Source organism: Bradyrhizobium sp. GW821-FHT13H06 (assembly GCF_058803975.1).
In genome coordinates, this window is sequence record NZ_JBXAPN010000004.1 from 69,678 (window position 1) to 94,571 (window position 24,894).

The 24,894-nt window shown below is 64.7% G+C and carries 22 protein-coding genes; 10 read left to right on the forward strand and 12 right to left on the reverse strand.

What is annotated here, in order from left to right; genetic code table 11:
- The 8 genes from AC1RQP_RS17845 to AC1RQP_RS17880 all read right to left on the reverse strand — a co-directional run bounded on the left by AC1RQP_RS17845 (position 1) and on the right by AC1RQP_RS17880 (position 8,121).
- Positions 1–753 (reverse strand): SDR family NAD(P)-dependent oxidoreductase, encoded by a 753-nt coding sequence (locus tag AC1RQP_RS17845; protein ID WP_239622977.1) that lies wholly within the window; start codon positions 751–753, stop codon positions 1–3.
- A 2-nt stretch (positions 754–755) separates the two neighbouring features.
- Positions 756–1,550: an enoyl-CoA hydratase/isomerase family protein gene (locus AC1RQP_RS17850; RefSeq protein ID WP_239622976.1), complete on the reverse strand. Its 795-nt coding sequence runs from the start codon at positions 1,548–1,550 to the stop codon at positions 756–758.
- A 15-nt stretch (positions 1,551–1,565) separates the two neighbouring features.
- Positions 1,566–2,060 (reverse strand): aromatic-ring-hydroxylating dioxygenase subunit beta, encoded by a 495-nt coding sequence (locus AC1RQP_RS17855; protein WP_239622975.1) that lies wholly within the window; start codon positions 2,058–2,060, stop codon positions 1,566–1,568.
- Complete coding sequence (locus AC1RQP_RS17860) at positions 2,060–3,319, reverse strand: aromatic ring-hydroxylating oxygenase subunit alpha (protein WP_239622974.1); 1,260 nt, start codon at positions 3,317–3,319, stop codon at positions 2,060–2,062. The genes AC1RQP_RS17855 and AC1RQP_RS17860 overlap by 1 nt, the downstream gene beginning before the upstream one ends.
- 1,164 nt (positions 3,320–4,483) lie before the next feature.
- A complete protein-coding gene (gene chcB2, locus AC1RQP_RS17865) occupies positions 4,484–5,227 on the reverse strand; it encodes a cis-4-hydroxycyclohexanecarboxylate dehydrogenase (RefSeq protein ID WP_061879152.1) in 744 nt (247 codons plus the stop codon).
- 14 nt (positions 5,228–5,241) lie between these two features.
- Complete coding sequence (locus AC1RQP_RS17870) at positions 5,242–6,036, reverse strand: SDR family NAD(P)-dependent oxidoreductase (protein WP_061879153.1); 795 nt, start codon at positions 6,034–6,036, stop codon at positions 5,242–5,244.
- A gap of 32 nt (positions 6,037–6,068) precedes the next feature.
- On the reverse strand, positions 6,069–6,407 hold the full coding sequence (locus AC1RQP_RS17875) for an NIPSNAP family protein (RefSeq protein WP_061879154.1): 339 nt from the start codon (positions 6,405–6,407) through the stop codon (positions 6,069–6,071).
- A 10-nt stretch (positions 6,408–6,417) separates the two neighbouring features.
- The gene (locus tag AC1RQP_RS17880; protein WP_492937929.1) at positions 6,418–8,121 is read right to left on the reverse strand and encodes an FAD-dependent oxidoreductase; all 1,704 of its coding nucleotides are present in this window, start codon (positions 8,119–8,121) and stop codon (positions 6,418–6,420) included.
- Between the two features lie 181 nt (positions 8,122–8,302).
- Between AC1RQP_RS17880 and AC1RQP_RS17885 the strand changes: the two genes are divergently transcribed.
- On the forward strand, positions 8,303–9,232 hold the full coding sequence (locus AC1RQP_RS17885; protein WP_492937930.1) for a helix-turn-helix domain-containing protein: 930 nt from the start codon (positions 8,303–8,305) through the stop codon (positions 9,230–9,232).
- Here AC1RQP_RS17885 and AC1RQP_RS17890 read toward each other — a convergent pair.
- From AC1RQP_RS17890 to AC1RQP_RS17905, 4 genes are read right to left on the reverse strand one after another with little or no spacing between them, the layout of a single operon-like run.
- Positions 9,216–10,046 carry a sugar phosphate isomerase/epimerase family protein gene (locus AC1RQP_RS17890; RefSeq protein ID WP_239622973.1) on the reverse strand — a complete coding sequence of 277 codons (831 nt, stop codon included), beginning with the start codon at positions 10,044–10,046 and terminating at the stop codon, positions 9,216–9,218. The genes AC1RQP_RS17885 and AC1RQP_RS17890 overlap by 17 nt on opposite strands.
- A complete protein-coding gene (locus AC1RQP_RS17895) occupies positions 10,043–10,936 on the reverse strand; it encodes an NAD-dependent epimerase/dehydratase family protein (RefSeq protein ID WP_492937931.1) in 894 nt (297 codons plus the stop codon). Before AC1RQP_RS17895 ends, AC1RQP_RS17890 begins: the two co-directional genes overlap by 4 nt.
- Before the next feature lie 21 nt (positions 10,937–10,957).
- Positions 10,958–11,824 carry an IclR family transcriptional regulator gene (locus AC1RQP_RS17900; protein ID WP_156504988.1) on the reverse strand — a complete coding sequence of 289 codons (867 nt, stop codon included), beginning with the start codon at positions 11,822–11,824 and terminating at the stop codon, positions 10,958–10,960.
- Complete coding sequence (locus AC1RQP_RS17905; RefSeq protein WP_239622971.1) at positions 11,821–12,876, reverse strand: Gfo/Idh/MocA family protein; 1,056 nt, start codon at positions 12,874–12,876, stop codon at positions 11,821–11,823. Before AC1RQP_RS17905 ends, AC1RQP_RS17900 begins: the two co-directional genes overlap by 4 nt.
- A gap of 189 nt (positions 12,877–13,065) precedes the next feature.
- On the opposite strand from AC1RQP_RS17905, the gene AC1RQP_RS17910 reads away from it, so the two are divergent.
- From AC1RQP_RS17910 to AC1RQP_RS17950, 9 genes are all read left to right on the forward strand, one after another.
- Positions 13,066–14,328 (forward strand): ABC transporter substrate-binding protein, encoded by a 1,263-nt coding sequence (locus AC1RQP_RS17910; RefSeq protein WP_239622970.1) that lies wholly within the window; start codon positions 13,066–13,068, stop codon positions 14,326–14,328.
- 78 nt (positions 14,329–14,406) lie between these two features.
- Positions 14,407–15,276, forward strand: coding sequence for a branched-chain amino acid ABC transporter permease (locus AC1RQP_RS17915; protein WP_061879160.1), 870 nt, complete (start codon positions 14,407–14,409; stop codon positions 15,274–15,276).
- Positions 15,273–17,804 (forward strand): branched-chain amino acid ABC transporter ATP-binding protein/permease, encoded by a 2,532-nt coding sequence (locus AC1RQP_RS17920; RefSeq protein ID WP_239622969.1) that lies wholly within the window; start codon positions 15,273–15,275, stop codon positions 17,802–17,804. The genes AC1RQP_RS17915 and AC1RQP_RS17920 overlap by 4 nt, the downstream gene beginning before the upstream one ends.
- A gap of 18 nt (positions 17,805–17,822) precedes the next feature.
- A complete protein-coding gene (locus tag AC1RQP_RS17925) occupies positions 17,823–18,632 on the forward strand; it encodes a shikimate dehydrogenase family protein (protein ID WP_239622968.1) in 810 nt (269 codons plus the stop codon).
- Positions 18,633–18,637: 5 nt separating this feature from the next.
- The gene (locus AC1RQP_RS17930) at positions 18,638–20,362 is read left to right on the forward strand and encodes an FAD-dependent oxidoreductase (RefSeq protein ID WP_239622967.1); all 1,725 of its coding nucleotides are present in this window, start codon (positions 18,638–18,640) and stop codon (positions 20,360–20,362) included.
- A 22-nt stretch (positions 20,363–20,384) separates the two neighbouring features.
- Positions 20,385–22,112 carry an FAD-dependent oxidoreductase gene (locus AC1RQP_RS17935; RefSeq protein ID WP_239622966.1) on the forward strand — a complete coding sequence of 576 codons (1,728 nt, stop codon included), beginning with the start codon at positions 20,385–20,387 and terminating at the stop codon, positions 22,110–22,112.
- A 17-nt stretch (positions 22,113–22,129) separates the two neighbouring features.
- Positions 22,130–22,744 (forward strand): NIPSNAP family protein, encoded by a 615-nt coding sequence (locus tag AC1RQP_RS17940; protein ID WP_061879176.1) that lies wholly within the window; start codon positions 22,130–22,132, stop codon positions 22,742–22,744.
- A 10-nt stretch (positions 22,745–22,754) separates the two neighbouring features.
- Positions 22,755–23,585, forward strand: a complete 831-nt coding sequence (locus AC1RQP_RS17945; protein WP_061879164.1) for a sugar phosphate isomerase/epimerase family protein — start codon at positions 22,755–22,757, stop codon at positions 23,583–23,585.
- Positions 23,582–24,289 (forward strand): SDR family oxidoreductase, encoded by a 708-nt coding sequence (locus AC1RQP_RS17950; protein WP_239622965.1) that lies wholly within the window; start codon positions 23,582–23,584, stop codon positions 24,287–24,289. Before AC1RQP_RS17945 ends, AC1RQP_RS17950 begins: the two co-directional genes overlap by 4 nt.
- Positions 24,290–24,894 lie beyond the last annotated feature (605 nt).

Sequence of the window (24,894 nt, forward strand, 5' to 3'; positions counted from 1 at the left end):
TCAACCGCCGATCCCCATGCCGCCGGACACGCCGAGCGTCTCACCCGTGATGTAAGCGGCCTGGTCGGAAGCGAGGAACAGCGCGGCCGCTGCCACCTCATCGGGCTCGCCGAGTCGGCCCAGCAAGGTTGCGTCGGTCATCGCGCGAAGAATCCTGTCGCCACCGCGGGCGACCGCCTGATCCAGCATTGGCGTGCGGATCGGGCCGGGCGCAATCGCGTTCGCCGTGATGCCGTAGCGCGCGTTCTCTCGCGCCATGCTCTTGGTGAAGGCGATGACCCCGCCCTTGGCGGCGGAGTAAACCGCCCCGCCCCTGGAGCCGAGCCGGGCGGCTTCGGAAGTGATGTTGATGATGCGGCCGTACCTTGCAGCCTGCATCGCCGGCAGGACGGCGTGGGTGCAGGCCAGAACGGACGTGAGATTGACCGCGATCAGCTTCGCCCAGTCCTGCGGCGTTGTTTCCGTGAAAAAGGCGTGCTGGTCGATCCCGGCATTGTTGACCAGGATGTCGAACGGCCCGTGCTGCGCCATCGCCGCCTGCACCGCGCCCGCATCGCTGACGTCGAGACGAACCGCCACGGCGCCCATCTGCCGCGCTGTTTCGGAAGCCTGAGCCATGTCGAGATCGGCAATCACGACATTGGCGCCCGCGCCGACGAAGTTCTTTGCAATCGCGGCGCCAATGCCGCGCGCGCCGCCCGACACGAAGGCGCGCCGGCCGTCCAGACGTCCGAATGGAAGCGTATCGGCCACGCTCAGCGTCCCGCGAAGACGGGCTTGCGCCGCTCGATGACGGCGGCAAGGCCCTCGCGCGCGTCGGCCATGCCCGACAGCTCCGAGACCGTGCGCGCCTCTTCGGATAGGCATTGCTCGATACTCGTCCCGGTGCCGGCCCAGACCAGGCGCTTGGTCGCGGCAAGCGCCTTCGGCGCGCCGGCGGCGAGCTCGCGCGCCAGCGCCAGCGAGGCCTCAGTGAGTTCGTCGTCAGGAACGACCTTGGTGACGATTCCCATGTGTAGCGCCTCGGCCGCCGTAATCACGGGATTGGTGAGGAGGATCGACATCGCGCGCCGCAGGCCCACCAGGCGGGACAGCGTGACGGATACGCCCGCATCCGGCGCCATCGCCACCCGCGTCGCCCCCGCAAGGAACCTGGCCGACTCGGCCGCGATGACGATGTCGGAGGCGCAGACGAGGCCGAAGCCGCCGCCGCCCGCCGCAAAGCCGTGCACCGAGGCGATGACGGGCGCTTCGAGCCGCAGCAAACCGCTGACCGCATTCTGCAGATAGGCCGTCGCCTGGCGGATATAGTCCGGCAATTTCTCGCCCTTGGATGCAAAGGCACGCACGTCGCCACCGGCGCAGAAGTTCGCGCCCTCGCCGCTCAGCAGCACCACGCGCAGATCGGGGTGGCCGTGACACGCCATGATGGCATCGCAGAGCGCGCCGAGAAGCTCGACGCTCATCCCGTTCGCGGCATCGGGCCGGTTGAGACGCAGGCGCGCGATGCCGTCGTCGATGTCGAGCAGAACGGGTCCCTTGTCGATCATGGCGCGAGAGCTTTCCTAGACCAGGAATGACAGCGTGTAGATCGCCTTGTCGTTGTTGACGAGCACCACCTTCTTGTAAGCCATGCGCAGGTCGCCATCGACATGGCGCAGTCGATACTCGTTGCGGGCGGCCCACAGCGTGTCGTCGCGCAAGCTCGATTCGAAGATCAGGCTGTTGCTGGCCACCGCAATGTCGCCGCCCGGTCGCTCGTCCATCAGCTCGATGTTGGAGACGAGCCGGCGCAGGTTCGATTGCGGAGTCTGGGTGAAATGCTTGCCTGTCATGAGCTGGCGCACGCGCAGGGCTATCCGCGAGCGGTTGTCGTAGATGATGGACATCTCCCGCTCCGGATCGATATTGGCGCCGTTGGCCGGCACCCAGTAGACGCCGTCATCGGTCCAGAGCCTTTCCCAGGCTTCGTATTGATGCTCGTCCTGCAGGCGCGCCTCGCGATTCAGGAAGGCGGTCACCGCGCTCATCAGCGTGGCGCTGCTCTCGCGCGACAGCATCAGGCGGCCTCCATCAGCTTGCGATAGTGGGCCCAGATGCCGCGCGACGGCACTTCGTCGGTGACGTGGCCGACCTTGAAGCCGAGCTCGTCCCGGCGCTCGCGCTTTTCGCCGCGGCCGAGAAAGACCCATTCCGGATTGCGCGCCAGCACGCCGCGATGGCAGCGCTCGTACATCTCGGAATCGTCGGCGAGCAGGAAGCCGGCCGGGCCGACGGAGCCCATGGTCTGCTGGCGCAGGCGGCGGTTGAGGTCGGGCGCCCCCTTGAACTGGAGCGCAGTGACGTGCTGCACACTGTCGTCGACACCGAGCGGCTGAATGACGAACATCTGGATTTCGGCAATGAACAGGTTCGGGAAGATCATCACATGCGGCGTGCCGTCGATCATGATCTCGCGCGCGGACGTATCGCCATAAGCCGCCTTCATGCGCGCCGCGTAGGCGGGCAAGCGCTCTTCACTGGTGCCGAACCAGCTCATCGGCAGGTCGCGCTTGCGGAACTCCGGCCGCAGGTCGATCTCCGTGTGGCCGTTGCCGTAGTCGCGGGTCAGTGCGGTCGAGGTCCCGCCATAGAGCTTGCCGATCATGCTGTCGGCGACGCCGAAGATCGAGGTGTGAACGAAGGCCGGATGATAGCCGTCGCACTCGTTCTCAAGGATGAACTTCCAGTTCGCCTTCACGCGATGCTTGAGGAAGCCCGCCGTGATCTCGACCTCGCCCTCCGGCGACGTGCGCGCCAGCCGGTCGATGGTCTCCGTGGCGCCCCCGAGATGCTCCTTCAGCGTTGGCCCATCGGCGGCGAAGGAGCCGAACACAAACCCGCGGTAGGATTCGACGCGCGTCACCCGACCGAGCGCGAGCTCGGCCCTGTCCTGTCCCTCGTAACCATCGGGGAAGGCATAGCCAACCAGGCGGCCGTCATTGGCGAAGGTCCATGAGTGGAACGGACAGGTGAAGGACCGCGCATTGCCGCGCTCATAGGAGCAGACCTGATTGCCGCGATGGGAACAGCGGTTGAGCAGCAGGTTGACCTTGCCCTGCTCGTCGCGCGTCATGATCACGGATTGCGGGCCGATCGACTTGATTACGTAGTCGTTGGTCTTCGGGACCTCGCTCTCGTGGCCGACGTAGACCCAGGTCCGGTACCAGATGTTCTGCAGCTCCGCCTCGAAGATGGAACGATCGGTGTAGAGCGAGCCATGGACCCGATCGGGGTGGATCAGCTCGTTCCATTGCGCCATCCGTCGCACAACGTTCATCGTCCGGCCCTCGAGCGAATAATAATCCGACTGACCGTTTAACTATTAGCAGAGCTACCGCCGTCAGGCAAGTTCGAATGCACGGTCTGACGCCATTGCCCCCGGCGATAGGGTGCAACTGCCAAGGCCGGTCGGCCAGCGCCGGGGTTCAAACGCCGCTGCCGGCAGCCGGAGCAGAAGCCCTCGCGGAGAGCCGTTCGGCGCGCAAAGGTTCGGGTTGCCGTGTCAGCGGCAACCGAAACTCGAAGGCTGAGTTGCCGGCCCGCTGCCGTTCCATCTTTCATCAGCGAAGACACAGGCCGGATAGCTTACGCTGTTGTCGCGCGACTCCAGCAGAATCCCCTCCGGAGGCGCGGTCGCGCTTGCGCGCAGTATCGAGGATCATCGACTTGAAATCTCGGTCGGGCAGTCGGCGATCATCGCCTGAACAAGTTGGTAGTCCGCGACCGGCTCGCTTCAACTGAACGCGGCTGCTGGTTTGGCGGATCGCCGTGCCGAGCATCCGGAACGCCGCGCTCGAAGTGCGGCCACGTGAACTCGCTGCTCGTTCAGGGCCTTCATGGTTGTTCTTTTCGCGCTCGAGAGCTCTTGGTAGCAGATGTAGCCGGACATACGCTCTCTGCGTCGGGGGCACAACTCAACTAAAAATTGTAGAATTGATCAAATGCGTTTGCCACTCTCGGGCGTTGGGCCGGGCTCGTCGAAATGGAACCGTTGAGCGAATACTTTCGCCCATTCTCGCGTCTTTGACCGTGGAAGAGATGGACATTCTCGAGGGGACAGAACGGATCGACTGACTGACCGTCGGCCCTCCCTCGGCGCTTCTAAGTTTGTGGTCGTCGGCCCGCTCTGGTTTGAGCAATTCATCAGACGCTCATTGAGGCTGCCACATCGGCAGGGCCCCGGCGAAGACATACGCACGTCAATCCTATCGCACGAAACTACCTCCCGAGCCCCATCATCGCTCCAAGGCCGCTTGCCAAAGCTGGCTAATGATGGATTTTTCTTGATCTACCGGTGCACACGTCGTGCACACGCGGCCTTCTAACTGGCTGGAATTACTAAACTCTCGCTCCAATCCATCATGGGCCAATTTGAGCCAATTTGGTCCAGCGAACACCAGAGGGAGCACACGTCATCCATTCTGTGGCGCAAATGAACAGACTAGATCGCCGTGTAGCCCCCGTCGGCGTTGATGCAGGCGCCGGTGATGATCGATGCCTTGTCGCTGGCGAGAAAGGCAACAACCTCCGCGATCTCCTTGGGACGGGCCAGACGGCCGATCGGCTGGCGCACCAGCATCGCCTGCCGGGTCGCTTCGGGAAGCTTGGCAAGAAGCGGCGTATCGACATAGCCCGGCGAGACGCAATTGACCCGAATGCCGCACTTTGCATAGGTCAGGGCGACGGAGCGGGTTAGATTGACGACGGCGGCCTTTGCGGCGGAATAGGCGTTGCTGTTCTCCTGGCCGACATGGGCAAGGATCGACGCCATGTTGACGATCGCACCGCCGCCTGCCGCCAGCATGGCGCCGGCCGCGAACTTGTTGCAGAGTGCGACGCCGGTGAGATCGACGTCGATCACGCGACGCCAATCGGCAAGATCGAGCTCATGGATCGGCGACTTGCGCTCGGGAATGCCGGCATTGGCGACAAGAATGTCTAGCCGGCCAAAGCGGGATGTCGCGAATTGCATCAGCGCAGCAACATCAGCCTCATCGGTCACGTCGAGGCGCTGGAACGTAACGGAAAATCCGTCGTCGGTAAGCTCCGCCGCGAGGCCCGCACCGCTTTCGGCGAGATCGCCAATCACGATTTTCGCGCCCTCGGCAACGAACAGCCGTGCGATCGCCGCACCGATCCCGGAACCGCCGCCGGTGACGACCGCGATCTTTCCCTCCAGCAGCATCGCTGCGCTCCCTATCAATTGTCCTCGAACCCCGGTCGCGGAACGATGCCCATCATTGTCCTGGTGAAGCCGCCATCGACGACGATCTCTTCGCCGCTGATGTAGCTCGCACGTTCGCTTGCCAGAAACACCACCGCATCGGCGATATCTCCGGACCGGCCGATCCTGCGCAACGGCACGAGCTTTTGCCGCGCGGCCTCAACACCTTGCGCCCGGTAGATGGCTTCGGTCATCGGGGTGCGGATCATGCCTGGACTGACGACGTTGCTGCGCACGCAGCATGGTCCCCACTCGGTCGCGAGCTGACGGGAGAGCATGACGACGCCCGCCTTGCTCACGCTATAGGCACCACTATGTCCTTGCGGAAAAGAGGCCGCGATCGAGGCGACGTGGACGATCGCGCCCGCCATCCGCGCCAGCATCGGCGCGCCGAACGCCCGCGCACAACGCAGATAGCCGGTCAGGTTGAGCGCAAGAATCTTGTCCCAATCCGCCATACTGACGGCGTCGAGACCGCCAGGCAGCATAGTGCCTGCATTGTTCACCAGAATATCGGGAGAACCGACCTTCGTCCCGACATGCTCGGCGATGCGCGCGACATCGTCATCGCCAGTGACATCACAGACGAAGAACTCTGCCTGCCCTCCCCCTTGGCGAATCTCTGCCGCGACGGATGCCCCCGCCTCATCGCGATCGAGCACCACCACATTCGCTCCGACCGCGGCAAGACCATGCGCGATGCCTCGCCCGATGCCGGCACCGCCGCCGGTGACGATCGCAATTTTTGCGGTGAGGTCGATCCATGTCATGCAAATCTCCGGGAGTTGAGGACGCCGGCGCGTCAGGTCGTCAAGCCAGCCAGCGACGGCAGTTCGATCCTGCGGATCAGCCGGTTCTCCTGCGCCGTGATGAGATGCTCTGACGCCTTCAGGTAAGCCGGCCAATCCGAGTCCTTGTCGCGCGCAGCGTGCCGGCGCTCGAACTCGCCCATGTCGGGAAAGCCCCAGAGGTGCACGATCTGGTTCAACGGCCCGACCGCGCTCGTGAACATTCCGAGCGGCCGACCGAGATAACGAAGCTGGACCGGCATTGCGAGCCGGTCGAACACATCGATGAACTCCGCCATCTTGCGCAGGCGAATGGTGTAGACGCGCAAATCGACGATCGCAGGTTCGGTCATCGGATGTCCTTCAGGCTTGCTGGCCGGCCAGATGGCGGCCGGTGATGTAACCGAATGTCATGATCGGCCCGAGCGTGATGCCGGCGCCGGGATAGTTGCCGCCCATGATCGAGGCGCGGTCGTTGCCGACGGCGTAGAGGCCCGGTATGGCGGCGCCGTCGCGGAGCAGTACTCGGCCGACCACGTCGGTGGTCAATCCATCGAATGTTCCGAGATCGCCCATGATGATCTTGAGCGCGTAATAGGGCCCGGCACCGATCGGAGCGACATTCGGGTTCGGCTTGTGCTCGGCGTCGCCGAGATAGCGGTTGAAGGCGGTGCTGCCGCGCTTGAAAGCGCGGTCGATCCCCTGGACCGCGCTCTCATTATAGGCGCGCACGGTCTGTTCCAGACCATCGGCATCGATGCCCACTGCCTCCGCCAGCGCGCGCAGGGTCGCGGCGCGCTTCAGATAGCCGTTGCGCACGAAGATCCCGACCGGCACCGGCGCCGGCTTGGCGTAGCCGAGGCCGTATTTCCGAATGGTGGCGTGATCGCAGATCAGCCAGGCCGCGGTCTCCTTTCCGCCGGCGCCATCGGCAATCATGGCCGCGCCGACATCGTGATAGGACTCGGATTCGTTGGTGAAGCGGCGTCCCTGCCGATTGACCGCGATGACCCCAGGCTTGTAGCGATCGACGAGATGGGGGAAGACGCCAGTGCGCTCGCCCAGCGGAACGCGCGACACCGGCATCCAGGCCGAGGCATTGCTGAAGCGGATGTCGCAGGTGCCTCCGGCCTGCTCTGCCATGCGAATGCCATCGCCGGTGTTGGCCGCGGGCGTCGGCGACAGATGCTCGCCGCCCCTTGCCAGGTGAGGATAGGCACGGGCGATACGCGCGGCGTCGTGTGGGAAACCGCCGCTCGCCAGCACCACCGCACGGCGCGCCGTGATCCGGTACTCTCCCTTTGCATCGCGCACGACCGCACCGGTCACGGTGCCGCCCTCGTTGATCAGCCGTTGTGCCGGCGTTGCCGTGAGCAAGGGAATCCGGAGATCCAATGCCGTCTTCGCCAGGCGCGCCGCGAGCGCATTGCCGCTCGTGATCTTGACGCCGCGACGATACAGCAGGAGATCCCAGAGGTGGCTCGCGAGCCGCTTGGCGACATAGACCGCAGAGGTCAGCGAGCGCGTTACGCGGAAGAAATGCTTCAGCTCGTCGTTGGACGAGTTGAACATCATGCCGATGAAGGTGATGGTCTCGAGCGGCGGCCGCAACCGCTTGATGTCCTCTCCCAGCGCCCGGGCGTCGTAGGGAGCCGCCGTCACCGAACGGCCTTGCTGCGCGCCGCCCTCGACGTCAGGATGATAATCGGGATAGCCCGAGAGGATGAATTTCGCCTCGCTCTCCCGCTCGAAGAAATCGAGCATGCGCGGGCCGGCGTCGAGGAACGCATCGATCGCCGCATCGTCGAAATGGTTGCCGGCCTCGTGCTTGAGGTAGGTCCGCGCCGCCTCACGGCTATCGGATACACCGGCATCGCGCGCGTGCCGATTGCCGGGGATCCAGAGCACGCCACCGGAGAACGCAGTGGTGCCGCCGAAATACTCATCCTTCTCGATGATGATCACATCGAGCCCGGCCTTGCGCGCGGTGATCACGGTGGACAATCCGCCGGCACCGGAGCCCACGACCAGCACGTCGCACGACAGATCACGCTCCTGTCCCGGCATTGGCAGTCCCTCCCGCGACATCCCGGAGCGCTGCTTGCTGCAGGCTTTGCGGATGCGCACGTTCTGGATAGGCGCGCTCAACCGCGACGCCAATGGACGAAACTTGTTTCGTATTGTACTTTTCGTAAGCGCGGCGCAGCGAACGGCACGCGCGCCCGATGCCGCAGAGGGAACCACCGGCATGATCCCGCACTATTTTCTCTATGAGGAGGCCGCTCCCAAGGTCGAACCCTCGTTCCTGCATATCGAGCCTATCCCGGTGCGGAGCGGCCGCCACGATTGGACAATCCGAACGCATACGCACCCGGACCACCACCAGATCCTGGTCATCAGCAAGGGCGGTGGGGCGATCGAGGTTGAGGGCGAGCGCTGGGACTTGAAGCCCCCGGCCCTTGTGATCATCCCTGCGCTCACGATCCACGCCATCCGCTTCAAGCCCGGCACCGACGGCTACGTCACCACCGTGGCCCCGCCCTTCCTGCAGTCCGCGCTCGACGACGATCCTGAACTCGTCGACGGCTTTCACCTCCCGGCCCGGTTTCTTTCGCACCAGATCGGTGACGATATCGACCTTGTCGGCATGGCCGCCTCGCTCGAACATGAATTCGTCTGGTCCGCGCCGGGCCGGCGGGCGGCCATCCAGGCCTATCTGCAATTGCTCGCGGTGGCGGTGCGCCGCCTGCGCGAGCAGGAACGCGAGCGGCCCGTTGCCCTCGCACGCGATGCCGACACGGTGATGCGCTTTCGCGAGCTGGTCGAGCAGCAATATCGCGATCACACCCCGCTCGACCTCTACGCCCGCAAGCTCGGCGTGACGACGGCGCGCCTCAATGCTTGCTGCCGGGTCACGACCGGCCGGTCATCGCTCGAGCTCATCCACGATCGCCTGCTCACCGAGGCCAAGCGCAATCTGCTCTATTCGGACATGAGCGTGAACGAAATCGGCGCCATCCTCGGCTATGAGGACCCGGCCTATTTCAACCGGTTCTTCTCACGCAATGTCGGCATGCCGCCCGGCCGTTTTCGGGAGAGCCTGTTACCAGACGCGTCCCGCGCCGCCCGCAATGGCGGGTCTACACCGCCCGTCGGAGCGATCAAGAGCCGAGCGTGAAGGCCAACCCCTGCTCTTTCAACCTGGCAGTGCCCGTTTCGAGATCTGCGAGCGGCCGGTCGGACAGGATCTCGAGGACGATCTTGCCTCCGTAGCTCCGCTGCTTCAACAGTGCGGCAATGGCCGCGAAGTCGATGTCGCCTGTGCCGATCGGATCGTGCCGCCACTGCCCCTTCGGGCTATCGGAGAGATGAACGATACCGAGGCGCGGCCACAAGCTGTTAAGACCCTCGACCGGATCTTCGCCGATCGCAAGCGCGTTGGCGACGTCGTAGATAACAGGCATGTCGCCATAGCCTTCGGCATCGAGGAAGCGGACGATATCGCTCGCGCTGGCCAGAAGCCCCTGCGGATGATTTTCGAGAATGATCGGGATTCCAGTGCGCTGAGCCTTGTCATGGATGCGGGCGAAGGCCGCGCGAAAGCTCGTCATGAGGCGATCGTTCGCCTTGGCCAGCAGCGCATGCCGCCGTCCGGAGCCGACGCAGATCCAGTGCGCGCCAAGTTCGGCGGCACGATCGATCGCGGACATGTAGGCCTCGACGGCGAAATCGACCACGTCGGCCGACGGGCTCGCCAGATTGATGTCGCTGCTGGCGAGATCGAGTGCCAGCAAGAACAGACCGTGGCGCTCGATGAGCGCGCCGATCCGCTGCGTGCGCCCGGCGTCCTGTCGCCAGGGATCGAAATGCGGTGGCGTCGCCATCAATTGAACGGTGCGATAGCCAGCATTGGCGAGTTGCGCCACGGCTTCCTCCGCGACGCAATCCCAGGCGAAGCCGAACGTGTGAGCACCAAGAACCGGGATCGTCATGACGTCGTCCGATAAAGTTCGATGGTACGGCGAATGCCGTCCCGCAGCGAAGTCGCAGGCAGGTTCGGAAATACGCGCCTGAGGTCGCCCTCTCCGATATCCTCGGCGAAAGGAAGCTCGGGTCCGTCGATGCCGATCTTCGCATCCGGGACCACGGCCCTCACGGCGGCCACGACGTCGTCGTTCGATACCACCTCGCCAGGCAGGTTGAAGACGTGCGCGCCGTCAGGCTCGCGCAACAATGCGGCCTCGTAGGCAGCGACCACGTCGTCGACAAACACGAGACCTGCGGTGCTGGCATAAGGGATCACGTAGCTCTCTCCCCGCGCGGCTGCGCGACAGGCCAGCGATGGCCCCGCGGTCGAGCCGGTCTCGCGGCCGAAGCCATAGACGATGTAGGGCCGGAAGCCGACGCTGGCGATGCCGTGATCCGCCCAATAGGCCCGCGCACTGCCCTCGCAGGCCAGCTTGAAGGTGCCGTAATGGGTGATTGGACGCGGCGTCGTGGCGTCGTCGGGACCGTACACGCCGGCGCTGCTCGTGAACACGATGCGCCGGATGCCCAGCCCCTGCGCCGCATTGAAGACGTTCAGCGTTCCAACCAGATTGATCATCGCGCCGCGAACGGGATCGGCCTTGCATGCCGGCGTCAGGACGCCGGCCAGATGAATGATGCCATCGCATCCCTCGGCAGCCGCGCGCACCGCATGCGCATCGGCGATATCACCGAGGCGCCACTCCACCGCCGCCGCGGCGCCTCCCACGATCGCGCTGAACAGCGCCGTACGATCGACCGGCTCGAAGATTCGAAGCTGATGCCCGCCATCGACAAGACGGCGCGCCAGCCACGCACCAATGAAGCCACCACCGCCCGTAATCAGAATTCGCATCGTACTCGGGACTCACATTGTTCAGGAAGCGTTCGTGTCGAAAAAACTGCCGTGCGGCCGCCCGCCCTGGAGGCCGGGCGAGGCCAGCGTCGCCATCGAAAGCTCCTGCGCGGTCTGGATCAGCGCCGGCGCCAGCTCGAGCATCCGCTCTTCAGTGAGGCGGATATGCGGGCCGGCGATGACGACGGCACCGGTCACCTCCTTGGTCTTGGGATGGCGGATCGGTGCGGCGGACGCGTTCATCCAGGGCGTATAGGTCTGCAGGCAGAGGCTGACCCCGCGCTTGCGGGTTTGGCGTAGATATTTTTGCAAAGCCGGCCAGCTTTCCGGAGCGCGCGGTCCATAGTCCTTGCGCAATCCATACCCCTGCTTCTCGACAAGCGCGCGTGCGTCGTCGTCGGAGAGACAGGATAGCCAGGCGTGACCGCTCGCCGAGCAGGACAGCCGTCCGACCTGTCCCATGTCAGGGTCGTAGCGCAGGCCGGCGGGCGAGCCTTGCGCCTTGGCGACCCAGACCAGCTCGCGCCCGTCGATCATGGCAAGGCGCACCAGCTCGCCGCTTTCCCGCGCCAGGCGATCGAGCAGCGGCTGGGCAAAATCGGTGATGCCGCTGCCGGCGAGGAAGGTGAAGGCAAGCGACGCGATCTTGGCAGTGAGCTGATAGGCGCCCTGCTCGCGCTCCTGCTTGACGTAGCCGTGCTCGATCAGGCTGGTCAGCACGCGGTGCGTGGCGCTGCGCGGGATGTGCAGGGAATCGGCGATCTCAAACAGCAGCATGCCATGGGCGTTGGTCGCGAGCAGCTCGAGCACGCCGAGCGTGCGCTCCAGAAGGCCGCTCGGCGCCTCGCCGGTTTCCGGGTTTTTCAGCATCAGGGCTTCCTGATTCACAATTCGATCTCCTGATCAGGGCGCACTATCTGGCCGGTTTTGGCGGCTTTGTGAACTGCCATTGTGGCCCGCAACGTCAGCGCGCCATCGCGCGCGGTAATCAGCGGCCGCTCCTCGCCGCGAACCACCCGCGCCAAATGGTCGAGCTGCGCGCGGTAAGGATCGCCGCGTTCGAACCTCACGCTGTCACGCGTGATCGGGGCGAACCAGCTTTTGCCCGAGGCGTAGTGCCAATGGTCGAGCGTCGGCAGCGCGAGCGAGCCTTCGGTGCCACTCAGGAAATGAGTCTGCACCGCAACGGGCTGGGGCGGATAATTCGGACTCTCGCCGCTTGCAAGGTCCCAGCTCCAGGGCGCGGCCGCGGTGTCGCTGAGGTTCAGCGTCACCAGCGCGCCATTGGCGAGGCGCAAGAGAACCGCGGCACTGTCCTCGACGTCGAAACCGCGGACCGCGTTCGACGCGATCGCCTGAACCGAGACGATCTCGCCGCAGAGATGGCGGATCAGGTCGATCTCGTGAATGAGGTTGATCAGCACCGGCCCGCCGCCGGGCTCGCGCCGCCACGCCATTTCGAAATAGTCGGCGGGCTTGTAGAAAGTATAGAGCACGGTCGCGTTGGTCAGGCGGCCGAGCGCGCCCTCGGCGATCATCGCGCGCGCCCGGCGGATGATCGGATTGTGCCGCCGGTGATGCCCGACCAGGACCGGCAGGTTCGCGCGCTCGGAGGCGACCGCAATTGCGGCCGCATCGTCAAGCGTGCTCGCGATCGGCTTCTCGACCAGCGGCACGATGCCGCGCTCGATGCAGGCGATGGCGAGTTCGCGATGCGTCGCGTTCGGCGTGGCGATGACGGCCGCCTGTGGCTTCACCTCGCGCAGCAGATCGAGCGGATCCGCATAGCAGGGAACACCGAGCCCCTCCGCATAAGCCCTTCCCGCAGCTGAAGGTTCGGCGATTGCCGCAAGCGCGCAGGAGTCCAGACGACGCAGGGTTTCGACATGCGCCCGCCCGATCGCGCCAGCGCCGAACACTGCCACCGCGACCTCAGACATTCGACGCTCTCCCATCATCAGCATTGCTTCGGGACGGCTTCTAGCACGCGCCTTCTAAAATTGGAATTGGATTCCAATTTTCAATTTTGGATATTGGAATTCAATTCCAGTCGTGTTAGGGCCTCCGGCAAGAGCCGCATGTACGGCCAACCGGCAATGACTGGTTTTTGGGAAAGGGGAGGATCGAAAATGACCGAACAGAAGAAGACGATCGCAACGACAGGGTTACGGATCGGCCGGCGCGGGTTGCTGCTGGGCGCCACATCGCTCGCCGCATCACGCCTCGGCATGCCCTATATCGGCAATGCCGAGGCCGCCGAACCGATCAAGATCGGGATGATCTGGGCCAAGACCGGCTCGATCGTCGATCAGGCGGAATATCTCGCCCAGGGCGGCATGCTCGCGCTGGAACAGCGCAACAACACGCTGCTGGGGCGGCCCGCGGAGATCGTCTGGCTGGACGAACCCAATCCGCAAGGCGCCCAGCAGAGCGCGGAACGCCTGGTCGGCGAGCAGAAGGTCGTCGGCATGGTCGGCGGTGCGCTGTCCTCGTTCGCGCTAGCGATCTCGTCGGTCGCCAAGAAAGCCAAGATTCCCTACGTCGCCGCGAATGCCGCCACCGGCGATCTCACGGGCAAGTCGTGCAACAAGTATACGTTCCGCCTGCAGCCGCCCGTTGACGTACATGCCCGCGTCCTCGCGCCCTATTGCGCGTCGATCGGCAAGAAGTGGTACCTGCTGACCGCGTCCTACGCCTTCGGCCAGGACATCAAGCGCTCCTTCACCGACTACATCACCGCCAATGGCGGCACTGTGGTCGGCGCCGACGAAGTCCCGGTCGGTACACCGGATTATTCGTCGTTCATCCTGAAGATCCGCGCTGCGAAGCCCGACGTCGTGATCGGCGGCATTGCTGCCAGCGACCTCACGACGTTCCTCAAGCAGTGGAACGAACTCGGCATGAAGGGCAAGATCCCTTTTGCTGAGATCGCGGTCGGCAATACCGACTTGTGGGGCGTGGGACCCGAAGCTGCTGACGGCCTGTTCACCCTTAGCTGGTGGTACAAAAACCCCAGCAATACGCCCGAAGAACAGGCGATGGCCGCAGCCTACGAGAAGAAGCACAACAGGCCGGCCGCCGACAAAGCCTGGATGGGCTGGCTCGGCATGAAGAGCCTGCTCGATTCCATCGAGATGGCGAAATCGACCGAGCCGGGCGCCATCGTCCAGGCACTCGAGAACTGGAAGTACCACCGCGGCGACATCGACCTCGCTTACCGGGATTTTGATCACCAGATGATCAGCCGCCTCCTGGTTGCTGGCATTCATCCGAAGATCACCGACAAGTGGGACTATTTCGACGTCAAGGCCGAACTGCCGAAGACGCCGGACGATATCGCCAAGGCCTTCGGTACAAAGGCCGACAGCGCCTGCAAGATGGACACGCTCTGACGTCGTTTCAAAGCCTCGCGCTGTGTCGCGGCCGACGGCCGCGGCATCGTGCGGGGCAAACCAACAACGGATGACGCCATGCTCGATATGATCCTGTCGCAGGCCGTCAATGGCCTGGTGCTGGGCTTTCTCTACGTGCTGATCGCGATCGGCCTGTCGATCATCTTCGGGATGCTCGGCATCGTCAATTTTGCCCATGGCGCCTTCTTCGCGATCGGAGCCTATCTTGCCTATGCCCTGAACAAGGAATTCGGCTGGTGGGCCGCGCTCGCCGCTCCCATCCTGACCGGCCTGATCGGCGTGGTCGTCGAGATGGTCCTGATCCGGCATCTCTATGGCAAGGAGCCGCTGCTCGGATTGATCCTGACCTTCGCGCTCGCGCTGCTGGCCGAGGCCGCGCTGCGGCTGGTGTTCGGTGGCGCGCCGGTTCCGTTCGCCGCGCCAAAGTTCCTCGCAGGCTTCGTCGAATATGGCCCGATCCTGATCACGAAATACCGGATGTTCGTGCTCGCGACGACGGTCCTCGTGCTCGTGCTGTTCTGGGCGTTTCTCGCCTATACACCCTATGGCCGGATCATCCGCGCCGGATCGCGTGACCCTGAAATGGTCGGGCTGCTCGGCATCAACCTGCCGATCGTATTCACCGGGGTGTTCAGCATCGGCTGCCTGCTCGCCGGCCTCGGCGGATTGCTGGCGGCACCGCTCTGGACCATCACGCCGTCGATGGCCGCCGGCGCCATCATGCCGGCCTTTGTCATCGTGACCATCGGCGGTCTCGGCTCCTTCCTCGGCGCCATTGTCGCCGGCCTTCTCGTCGGCATCACCACGGCCATGACCATTCAGTTCCAGCCGGAATGGTCGGGAGCCGCCATGTACATTCTGATGGCTGCCATCCTCTTGATCCGCCCGCGCGGGCTGTTCGGTGAACGCTGGGAGAGGTTCGAGTGACACATCTGTCTGCGCTACGTCATCCGGCGTTCGTCGCCGCCCTCGTCCTTGCCGCACTGACCGCGCTCTGGTCGCTGCTCGGCTCGCCGATCTCGCTGATCACGCAGATCGCGATCTACACGCTCTATGGCGCCGGCGTGAACCTGCTCGTGGGCTACACCGGCCTCGTGCCGTTCGGCGCGTCGGTGTTCTTCGGCTGTGCGAGCTATGCGGCGGCCTTCTTCATCCTCGGGCGCTACGGCAACGACCTCGTGTCGCTGCTGTTCGCAACGATATTCTCGGCCCTGCTCGCGCTCGCGATTGGGGCGATCATCCTGCGCCGCAAAGGCCTGTATTTCTCGCTGCTCACCCTCGCCTTCTCCCAGATTGCGTTCGAGATCGCGTTCAAATGGACGGCCGTGACCGGCGGCGAGAACGGACTGCAAAGCGTTCAGCGCACCACCTTCACCAGCGCATGGTCGTTCCACGTCTTCGTGGTGGCGGTCACGGTAGGCTGCATCTGGCTGCTGTGGCGGATCGCGCATTCCCCCTTCGGCCGCGTCTTGCAGGCGATCCGGGACAATGAACAGCGCGCGAGCAGTCTCGGTTACGACGTCCACCGCTTCCGTCACGGCGCATTGATCCTGACCGGGACCTTCGTCGGCTTCGGCGGCGCATTGCTGACCCTGATGCTGGAGGGCGTCTACGCCAACAATCTGAGCTGGCAGCATGCCGGCGATTCCCTGCTGATGACCGTGCTCGGCGGCGTTCATCACGTCCTTGGGCCGCTATGGGGCGCCGTTGCCTTCATTCTGTTGGAAGACCGCCTGTCCGCCATCACCGAGAACTGGTGGCTGGTGTTCGCACCGATACTGATGCTGTTCGCCCTGACCTCACCCGAGGGCATCCAGGGTCTCTGGCAGCGGCTGTTCGGCCGCCAGCGCTGGACGCTCGTGCGCCCAGATATCCCGCCGCGTCCTGCCGCGATCGTCCCGTTTGCGAGCAGCGCGGCCGGGTTCGAGCGTGGCAAGCTGTTGCTCCAGACGCTCGGGCTGAGCAAGAATTTCGGCAGCCTCGTCACGGCCAAGAGCATCGACCTAGAGGTCCGTTCTGGTGTGCTTCACAGCATCATCGGACCGAACGGCGCCGGCAAGACCACGTTCTTCAACATGCTATCCGGCGCGCTGAAGCCCAGCGGCGGGCGGATCGTGTTCGACGGCACCGAGGTGACGCAACTGCCGATGCATGCGCGGGCCCGCCTCGGTATCGGCCGCTCGTTCCAGATCCTGTCGATCTTCCCGAACCTGACCGTCTTCGAGAATGTCCGCGTCGCGGTGCAGGCCCAGCGCAAGGGATCGAGCCAGTTACTCACCGATGCCTATGCCCTGGATGCGACCAACGCCCGGACATGGTCCATCCTAGACGCCGTCGGTCTCGCCGACGTCGCGGCCGAGCAATGCGTCAATCTTCCGCACGGCGCCAAGCGGCTGCTCGAGATCGGGATCACGCTTGCGATCGATTCCAAGCTGCTGCTGCTCGACGAGCCGCTGGCAGGGCTCGCGGAAGCCGACCGTGTCATCGTCGCCGACCTGATCAAGAAACTCGCGCAGACCCACGGCGTGTTGCTGATCGAGCATGACATCGACCGCGTGCTCGCGATCTCCGACCGCATCTCGGTGCTGCACCAGGGACGCATGATCGCCGACGGCAAGCCCTCGGAAGTTGCCGCCAATCCCGACGTGATCGCGGCCTATCTCGGAGCCGCCAAGGACGGCGCGCAGGCCGCGCCTCCGGCGATCGAGCGCATCGCCCATGCCCGCGCCGCGGTCCTGCTCGAAGCCACCAGCGTTTCCGCGGGCTACGGCGGTAGCACGGTGCTCGAAGCGGTCGACCTCACCGTGCACGTCGGCGAGGCCGTCGCCCTGCTCGGCCGCAATGGCGTCGGCAAGACGACTCTGCTCCGCAGCCTCTGCGGGACGCTGACCATCAGCAACGGCGACATCGTCTTCGAAGGCAGGCCGCTTGCACGCCTCAAACCCTATGAGATCAACCGGCTCGGCATTTCGCTGGTGCCGGAGGGACGCAGGCTGTTCCCCAACCTCACCGTCACCGAAAACCTGCAGCTCGCGGCGCGCGCGGGCGGCCTCGGACTGGAGGCGGTGTTCGAGCTGTTCCCACGTCTGCGCGAGCGTCGTTCCGCCAAGGCCGAAAGCCTGTCGGGCGGCGAACGCCAGATGGTCGCGATCGCGCGTGCGCTGATGGTTCCGAGCAAGCTGATCCTGCTCGACGAGCCCTTCGAGGGCCTTGCACCAGCCGTGGTCAAGGAGGTCATGGACGCCCTCATCAAGCTGCGCGGCAAGGTCGCCATGGTCATTGTCGAGCATCATGCCGAGCTCGTCCTTCCCATCGTCGATCGCGTCTATGTCCTGGTGAACGGCCAGATCGCCTTCAGCGGCGACGCGACGATCCTCGAACGCGATCACGAATTGCAGGCCCGGCTGCTCGGCGTCGTACAGACCGAAGCAGCTCAGGCCCGCGGAGCGGCTTAACAACAAGAGAAAAAAAAGATGATCAGCCTGAACCTGACCGGGGCAACCCGCCTCAACATCATTGTCGGTGACCCCATCGCACAGGTGAAGTCGCCCGGCGGCGTCACCAAGGCTTTCGTCGATCGCGGCTATGACGGAATTCTCGTCCCCGTTCAGGTCGACGGGGCCCATCTGAAGGGCCTCCTGACGGCAGCAACGGAGATCCGCAATCTCGACGGCATCATCGTGACGGTGCCGCACAAATTTGCCTGCTTCGAGTTCTGCGCCAGCTCTACCGAACGATCCCGCCTGCTCGGCTCCGTCAACATCATGCGCCGGCGGCCCGAAGGCGGCTGGCACGGCGACATCGTCGACGGGCTCGGCTTTGTCGGCGCTGTGCGCGCCAATGGCGGCGATCCCTCCGGCAAGCGCGCGCTGCTGGTCGGCGCCGGCGGCGCCGGTTCGGCCATCGCCATGGCGCTGGTCGAAGCCGGCGTTCGCTCGCTCGCCATTCACGACAACGACGTCACCCGCCGCGACCAGCTGATTGCGAAGCTGACGACCCTGCGCCGGGCTGAGATCCATGCCGGCTCTGCCGATCCGTCCGCTTTTGATCTCGTCGCCAACGCAACTCCGCTTGGCATGAAAGCCGGCGATCCGCTTCCGGTCGACGTCTCGAAGCTCAAGCCCGGCACGTTCGTCGGCTGCGTCATCACCAGCCCCGCGGTCTCCCCGCTTGTCGCGGCGGCGCGAGGTCTGGGGTGTCCGACCTCGACCGGCACCGACATGTACAATGCGCTGCAAAGCTCGATGATCGACTTCCTGCTTGTGCGCGACGGATCGAGGTAAGCGCCATGTTCAAAACCATTGACGCAATCTCACAAAATGCGCGCTACGACCTCATCGTGATCGGCTCCGGCGCCGCCGGCATGGCCGCCGCGCTGTTCGCGGCGATCGAAGGACGCAAGGTCCTCATGGTGGAGCGTACCGAATATGTCGGCGGCACCAGCGCGATCTCGGCCGCGACCACCTGGATGCCGAACTCGCATCACTCCAAAACCGTCAATCCCGACGACAGCCGGGAGAAGGTGCGCAAGTTCCTCGACGGCGTGGTCGGCAACCATTCGCCCGCGGCGATGCGCGAGGCGTTCCTGGACAGTGCACCTGCGGCGGTCGCAACGCTCGAGGCCAACAGCGAGGTCAAGTTCCGTCCCTATGCGACCCATCCCGATTACGAGCAGCAGTTCGAGGGCGCAACCATGCGCGGCCGCGCATTGGAACCGGTCCCGTATGACGGCCGCGGCCTCGGCGCCGATCTCGATAAGATTCGCCCGCCGATTCCGGAGTTCACCATTTTCGGCGGCATGATGGTCGATCGCACTGATATCGGCCACCTTCTCGCTATCAAGAAGTCGGCGCGCTCCTTTGCCCACGCGGCGAAGATTCTCGCGCACTATGCTGGTGACAGGCTGAAGGGTCGGCGCGGATCGCGGCTGGTGATGGGAAACGCGCTGATCGGCCGTTTCCTCGCATCGCTGAACGCCCGTGGCGTCGACATTTTGCTCCGGACCGAAGTGCAGGACATCGTCACCGAGAACAGCGCCGTCACTGGCGTGAAGCTCAGCTCGGGTACCACAACGCGACAGGTCACGGCGACACACGGCGTCGTGCTGGCCGCCGGCGGGTTCAACAGACATCCGCAGCGACGCGGCGAATTGCTGCCGCAGGGCGAGAGCCACAGCCCAGCGGCACCGGGGCACACCGGCGCCATGCAGGACATCGCGTTGCGACTTGGCGCGCGCCTCGGCGAAGGCAATCTCGACAGCGCGTTCTGGGCTCCGGTCTCGATCCGGCGCCGCCCCGACGGCAGCACCGCGAGCTTTCCGCATTTCGTCATGGACCGAAGCAAGCCCGGCACCGTCTGTGTCGACCAGACCGGACGACGCTTCGTCAACGAATCCGTCTCCTATCACCTGTTCGGGCGCGCGATGTTCGAGCACAACAAGACCGTGCCTTGCATCCCCTGCTTCATCATCACCGATGCGGTCGGCCTGAAGAAATACGGCCTCGGCATGGTGCGCATGGGGACGGGCAACCTCGCTCCCTATCTCGCCGACGGTTACCTGACCGAGGGAGCGACGGTTGCGGAACTCGCCGGCAAGATCGGCGTGCCCGCGGCCAACCTCGAAGTCACCATCGCCGCGATGAACCGCTATGCCGCAAGCGGCAAGGATGACGAATTCGGCCGCGGCACCACGCCCTATCACCGGGTCAACGGCGATGCCTCGGTCGGTCCCAATCCGACGCTCGGCCCGATCGCGGCCGCGCCCTACTACGCCGTGCGGCTTTATCCCGGCGATATCGGCGCTGCGACCGGGCTTGTCATCGACGAATGGGCGCAAGTGATGCGAGCTGACGGCCGGCCGATCACGGGGCTCTATGCGTGCGGCAACGAGGCAAACTCCATCATGGGCGGGACCTATCCTGGACCGGGTATCACCATTGGCCCGGCCATCACCTTCGCCTACCGCGCCGTGCGCCATGCCCTCGGCGGTGCACAAGCGCGCAACGCCGCTTAAGCGGGCCGAGAGACAGACTTTCATGGACAACAGTCAACGCCTCGACTGCGACCTGCTCGTCATCGGCTCGGGCGCCGGAGGCCTGTCCACGGCGGTCACCGCCGCCGTGCTCGGCCTCGACGTCGTGGTGGTCGAGAAAGAGGCGCAGCTCGGCGGCACCACCGCCTGGTCCGGCGGCTGGATGTGGATTCCGCGCAACCCGCTCGCGCTGGCCGCTGGCATCGTCGAACCGCATGACCAGCCGAAGCGCTATCTGAGCAACGAGCTGGCCGAGGGATATGACCAGAGCCGGATCGAGATGTTTCTCGATCAGGGTCCGCGCATGGTCGATTTCTTCAGTAGCGAGACGCAGCTCGCCTTCATCGACGGCAACGCCATCCCGGACTTTCACGGCAAGACACCGGGCGCCGCCACCGGCGGGCGCTCCGTCTGTGCCGCGCCGTTCAACGGCCGCGCGCTCGGCCCGCGCATCCGCGATCTCAAACCGCCGCTCGCTGAGACTTCGCCCTTTGGCATGGGGATCGCCTCAGGCGCGGATCTGCGGCACTTCCTCAACGCGCATTCGTCGCTGACCTCGTTCCTCCACGTCGCGCGCCGCCTTGCCCGTCACCTGCTCGACGTCCTGCGCTTCGGCCGCGGCATGCATCTGGTCAACGGCAATGCGCTGATCGCGCGGCTGGTGAAATCCGCCGACGATCTCGGCGTCAGTATCATGACGTCGGCTCCGGCACAGACACTGCTGTCGGAAGGATCCCGCATCGCCGGCGCACGTATCATCCATGACGGTACACCGCTCGACATCCGCGCCCGGCGTGGCGTCGTCCTCGCCTGCGGCGGCTTCCCGCACGACACCGCGCGCAAGGCGGCCATGTTTCCGCATGCGCCGACCGGCCGCGAACACTGGTCGGCCGCACCGGAGAGCAACACCGGCGATGGCATCAATCTCGGCGAGACCGCCGGCGGACGAACGCGAACCGACCTGTCCGACAATGGCGCCTGGGCGCCGGTGTCACTGGTGCCGCATCGCGACGGTTCGGTCGGCCGCTTCCCGCATCTGATCGAGCGTGCCAAGCCGGGCCTGATCATGGTGCGAGACGACGGAACTCGCTTTGCCAACGAGGCCGATTCCTATCACGACGTGATGAAGGCGCTGTTTGCCGCCACGCCTGCGGGCCAGCCGGCCGAGGCCTGGGCGATCTGCGACGCAAGATTCCTCAGGCGCTATGGGCTCGGCCGCGTTCGCCCGATCCCGTTCGCGATCACGCCCTGGCTTCGCAACGGCTATCTGAAGCGAGGCGCGAGCATCGAGGCGCTTGCCAGTGCCTGCGGCATCTCGGCTCCCGGCTTGCGCGCGACGATCGAGCGCTACAACGGCTTTGCCGCACGTGGCGAGGATCCTGACTTCGGCCGCGGCGACACGCCCTATAATCGCGTGCAGGGCGAGATGACGCATCAACCAAACCCATGCGTCGCGCCGATCGAAGCCGGCCCGTTCTACGCCGTGAAGATCGTTGCCGGCAGCCTCGGCACCTTCGCCGGCCTCGACACGGACGAGCACGCCCGGGTGCTCGATGCCGAACACAGCCCGATCGACGGCCTCTATGCCGTCGGCAACGACATGGCGAGCATCATGGCCGGCCGTTACCCCTCCGGCGGCATCACGCTCGGTCCGGCCATGACGTTCGGGTACGTCGCCGCTCATCACGCCAGTGGAATTCCGCTCAAGAACAACAGGTCGGCAGCCGCATGACCGCAAGGAGAAACAACATGCTCTACGAAATAGCAACGCTGACAGTGAAGCTCGGAACCGCGGCAAAGGCTGTAGCCGGTATTGGCGAATATGTCGGGGCATCGGAAGCCAAGGGCACGCTGCTCGGCTGCTGGGCCAGCGAGTTCAGTGACCTCAATCAGCTCCTGGTGCTGCGCTCCTTTGCCGATCACGAAGCCTGGCGCAGCGAGCGCGAGGGGGCGCTGCGCACATCCAATCCCTTTGGCGCCGGCGAAGCCATCACGCAGATGAACTTCGACACCTATGCGCCCTTCCCGTTTTTGCCGCCGGTCGTGCCGGGCAAGTATGGCAGCGTGTATGAAATCCGCACCTATCGGCTCAAGCATGGCGGTGTAGCTCCGACGATCGCGGCGTGGGAAGCCGCGATACCCGAGCGCGTCAAGCTGTCGCCGCTCTCGATCGCCATGTACTCGCTCGACGGACCGCCGCGCTTCACCCATATCTGGCCGTTCGCGAGCCTCGATGCCCGCGCCGCGGTGCGCGCCGAGTCCGTCGCCAAGGGTGTCTGGCCGCCGAAGGGCGGGCCCGATTGGCTGACCGGCGACATGCGCTCGGTTATCGCGCTGCCGACCGCGATTTCGCCGCTGGCTTAAGGCGATCGCCATGACACACATCTATTCGCTCGCCTATCTCACCTCGACACCGCTGGCGCCGCCCGAGGCCGTCGTGCTGGCCAACAAGCTCGGCTACCAGGCGATCGGTGTTCGCATCGCACCCGCGGCGCCCGGCGGCGACTTCTCGCCGCTTCCGACCGACGCCGCGATGCTGCGCGAGACCATTCGCCGGATCGACGACACCGGCGTGCCCATCTTCGACGTCGAGATCGCGCGGCTAAATGCGGACTTCAAGGCCGACCACTTCGCTTCGTTCCTCGAGACCGCCGGCAGGCTGAAGGCTCGCGCCATCCTGGTCGCGGGTGATGATCCGGACGAAGCGCGCCTGACGGAGTCGTTCGCCACCTTCTGCCGCGCCGCGGCGCCTTATGGCTTGACCGCCGACCTTGAATTCATGCCGTGGACCGCGGTGAAGAACGCAAAGGCGGCGCTCCGCATCGTGACCAATGCCGGTGAGCCGAACGGCCGCATCCTGGTCGACTCGCTGCACGCCGGCCGCTCGGCGACCACGCTTGACGACATCGCAAGCATGCCGCGGCAGCTCCTCAGCTACGCCCAGCTCTGCGACGCACCGGCCGGCATTCCCGCAACCAATGAGCAGCTCATCTACACCGCGCGATGCGCCCGGCTGCTGCCGGGAGACGGCGGCATCGACCTGCGCGGAATGGTGCGTGCATTGCCCGGCGATCTGCCGCTGAGCATTGAAATCCCGAATGACGAATGGCTGCCCAAGCTCGGTGCGGAAGAATGGAGCCGGCGTGCGCTTGCTGCGGCCCGCCGGATCGTGGCCGAGACCGCGGAAGGACAAGCCACAGCATGACCAGCCTCGATTTCTTATCACGTGTCGCCGTCATCGCGGGCGGCTGCGGCGGCATCGGTCAGGCGGTTCGCGCGCGGCTGGCTGCCGCCGGCGCAACCGTGGTCGTCTGGGATCTGGCTGACCGGGCCGACGAACGCATCGACCTCACCGACGAGGCCGCGGTCGGTGGCGCAATGGCGCGCCTGCTCGATCGTTTCGGCAGGATCGAGGTACTGGTCAATGCCGCGGGCATCACAGGCCCCACGGTCAACATCGAGCACTACAGCCTCGCCGATTGGAAACGCGTGCTCGACGTCAATCTCACCAGCACCTTTCTGTGCTGCAAGGCGGCCATCGCGCCGATGCGCCGGCAGAACGCCGGACACATCGTCAACCTGGCATCGATCGCCGGCAAGGAAGGCAATGCCGGCATGACCGGCTACTCCGCAGCCAAGGCCGCCGTGATCGCGCTGACGAAATCCCTCGGCAAGGAGCTCGCGAGCACCAACATCCGCGTCAACGCTATCGCGCCGGCGGTGATAGCCACCGACCTCGTCAAGCAGATGTCGGAGGAGACTTACCGCAACGTGCTGGCCAAGATCCCACTCGGCCGCGCCGGTCGCCCCGAAGAAGTGGCCGCCATGGTCGCCTGGCTCGCCTCCGACGAGTGCTCGTTCTCAACCGGGGCCGTGTTCGACCTGTCCGGAGGACGGGCGACATATTAGACGAGAGATCAGCAAGATGAGATGTCGTGGCTTCTCTTTTTGTGCGCATCGCCCGCTCTCACGCAGACGTCACGCGACACCCGACAAGGACTGCAGATGCTGGCTGGTACTGGATTTTTCTTGATCTCCCGGTGCACACGTCGTGCACACACCGCCTTCTAACCAATTGAAAAACCTAAACTCTCGCTCCAATCCATCATGGGTGCAACAGAAAAGAGATAGTCTTGCGATTTCAACTATCATCCTCTTCGCAGTGGCCCGGTTATACTACTTCCGCGAAAATAGTATAGCCACCGGCGATCACCATACTGCCTATGACTAGCGATACTGGTATCGCGTTCTCCCTAATCCATCCGAGAAAATGAGATGCCTCCACGCCGGGTCATTCGCTGCGCATTGGCGCCATTATGGTGGAACCACTACCCAAAAGGCAGTGTCGGTTTGCAACGGACCGGATTTCGACACCCCCAACGAGGACTAGCCGCTCACACTGACATCTGCTCCCAGATTGCCGGCTGGCCGGTCGTCATTGAATGTAGTGCACTCGCGAACGGATTACCGGACATACGCTTTAGCATCGATTTGCGCTCAATTGCGTCCCTTAA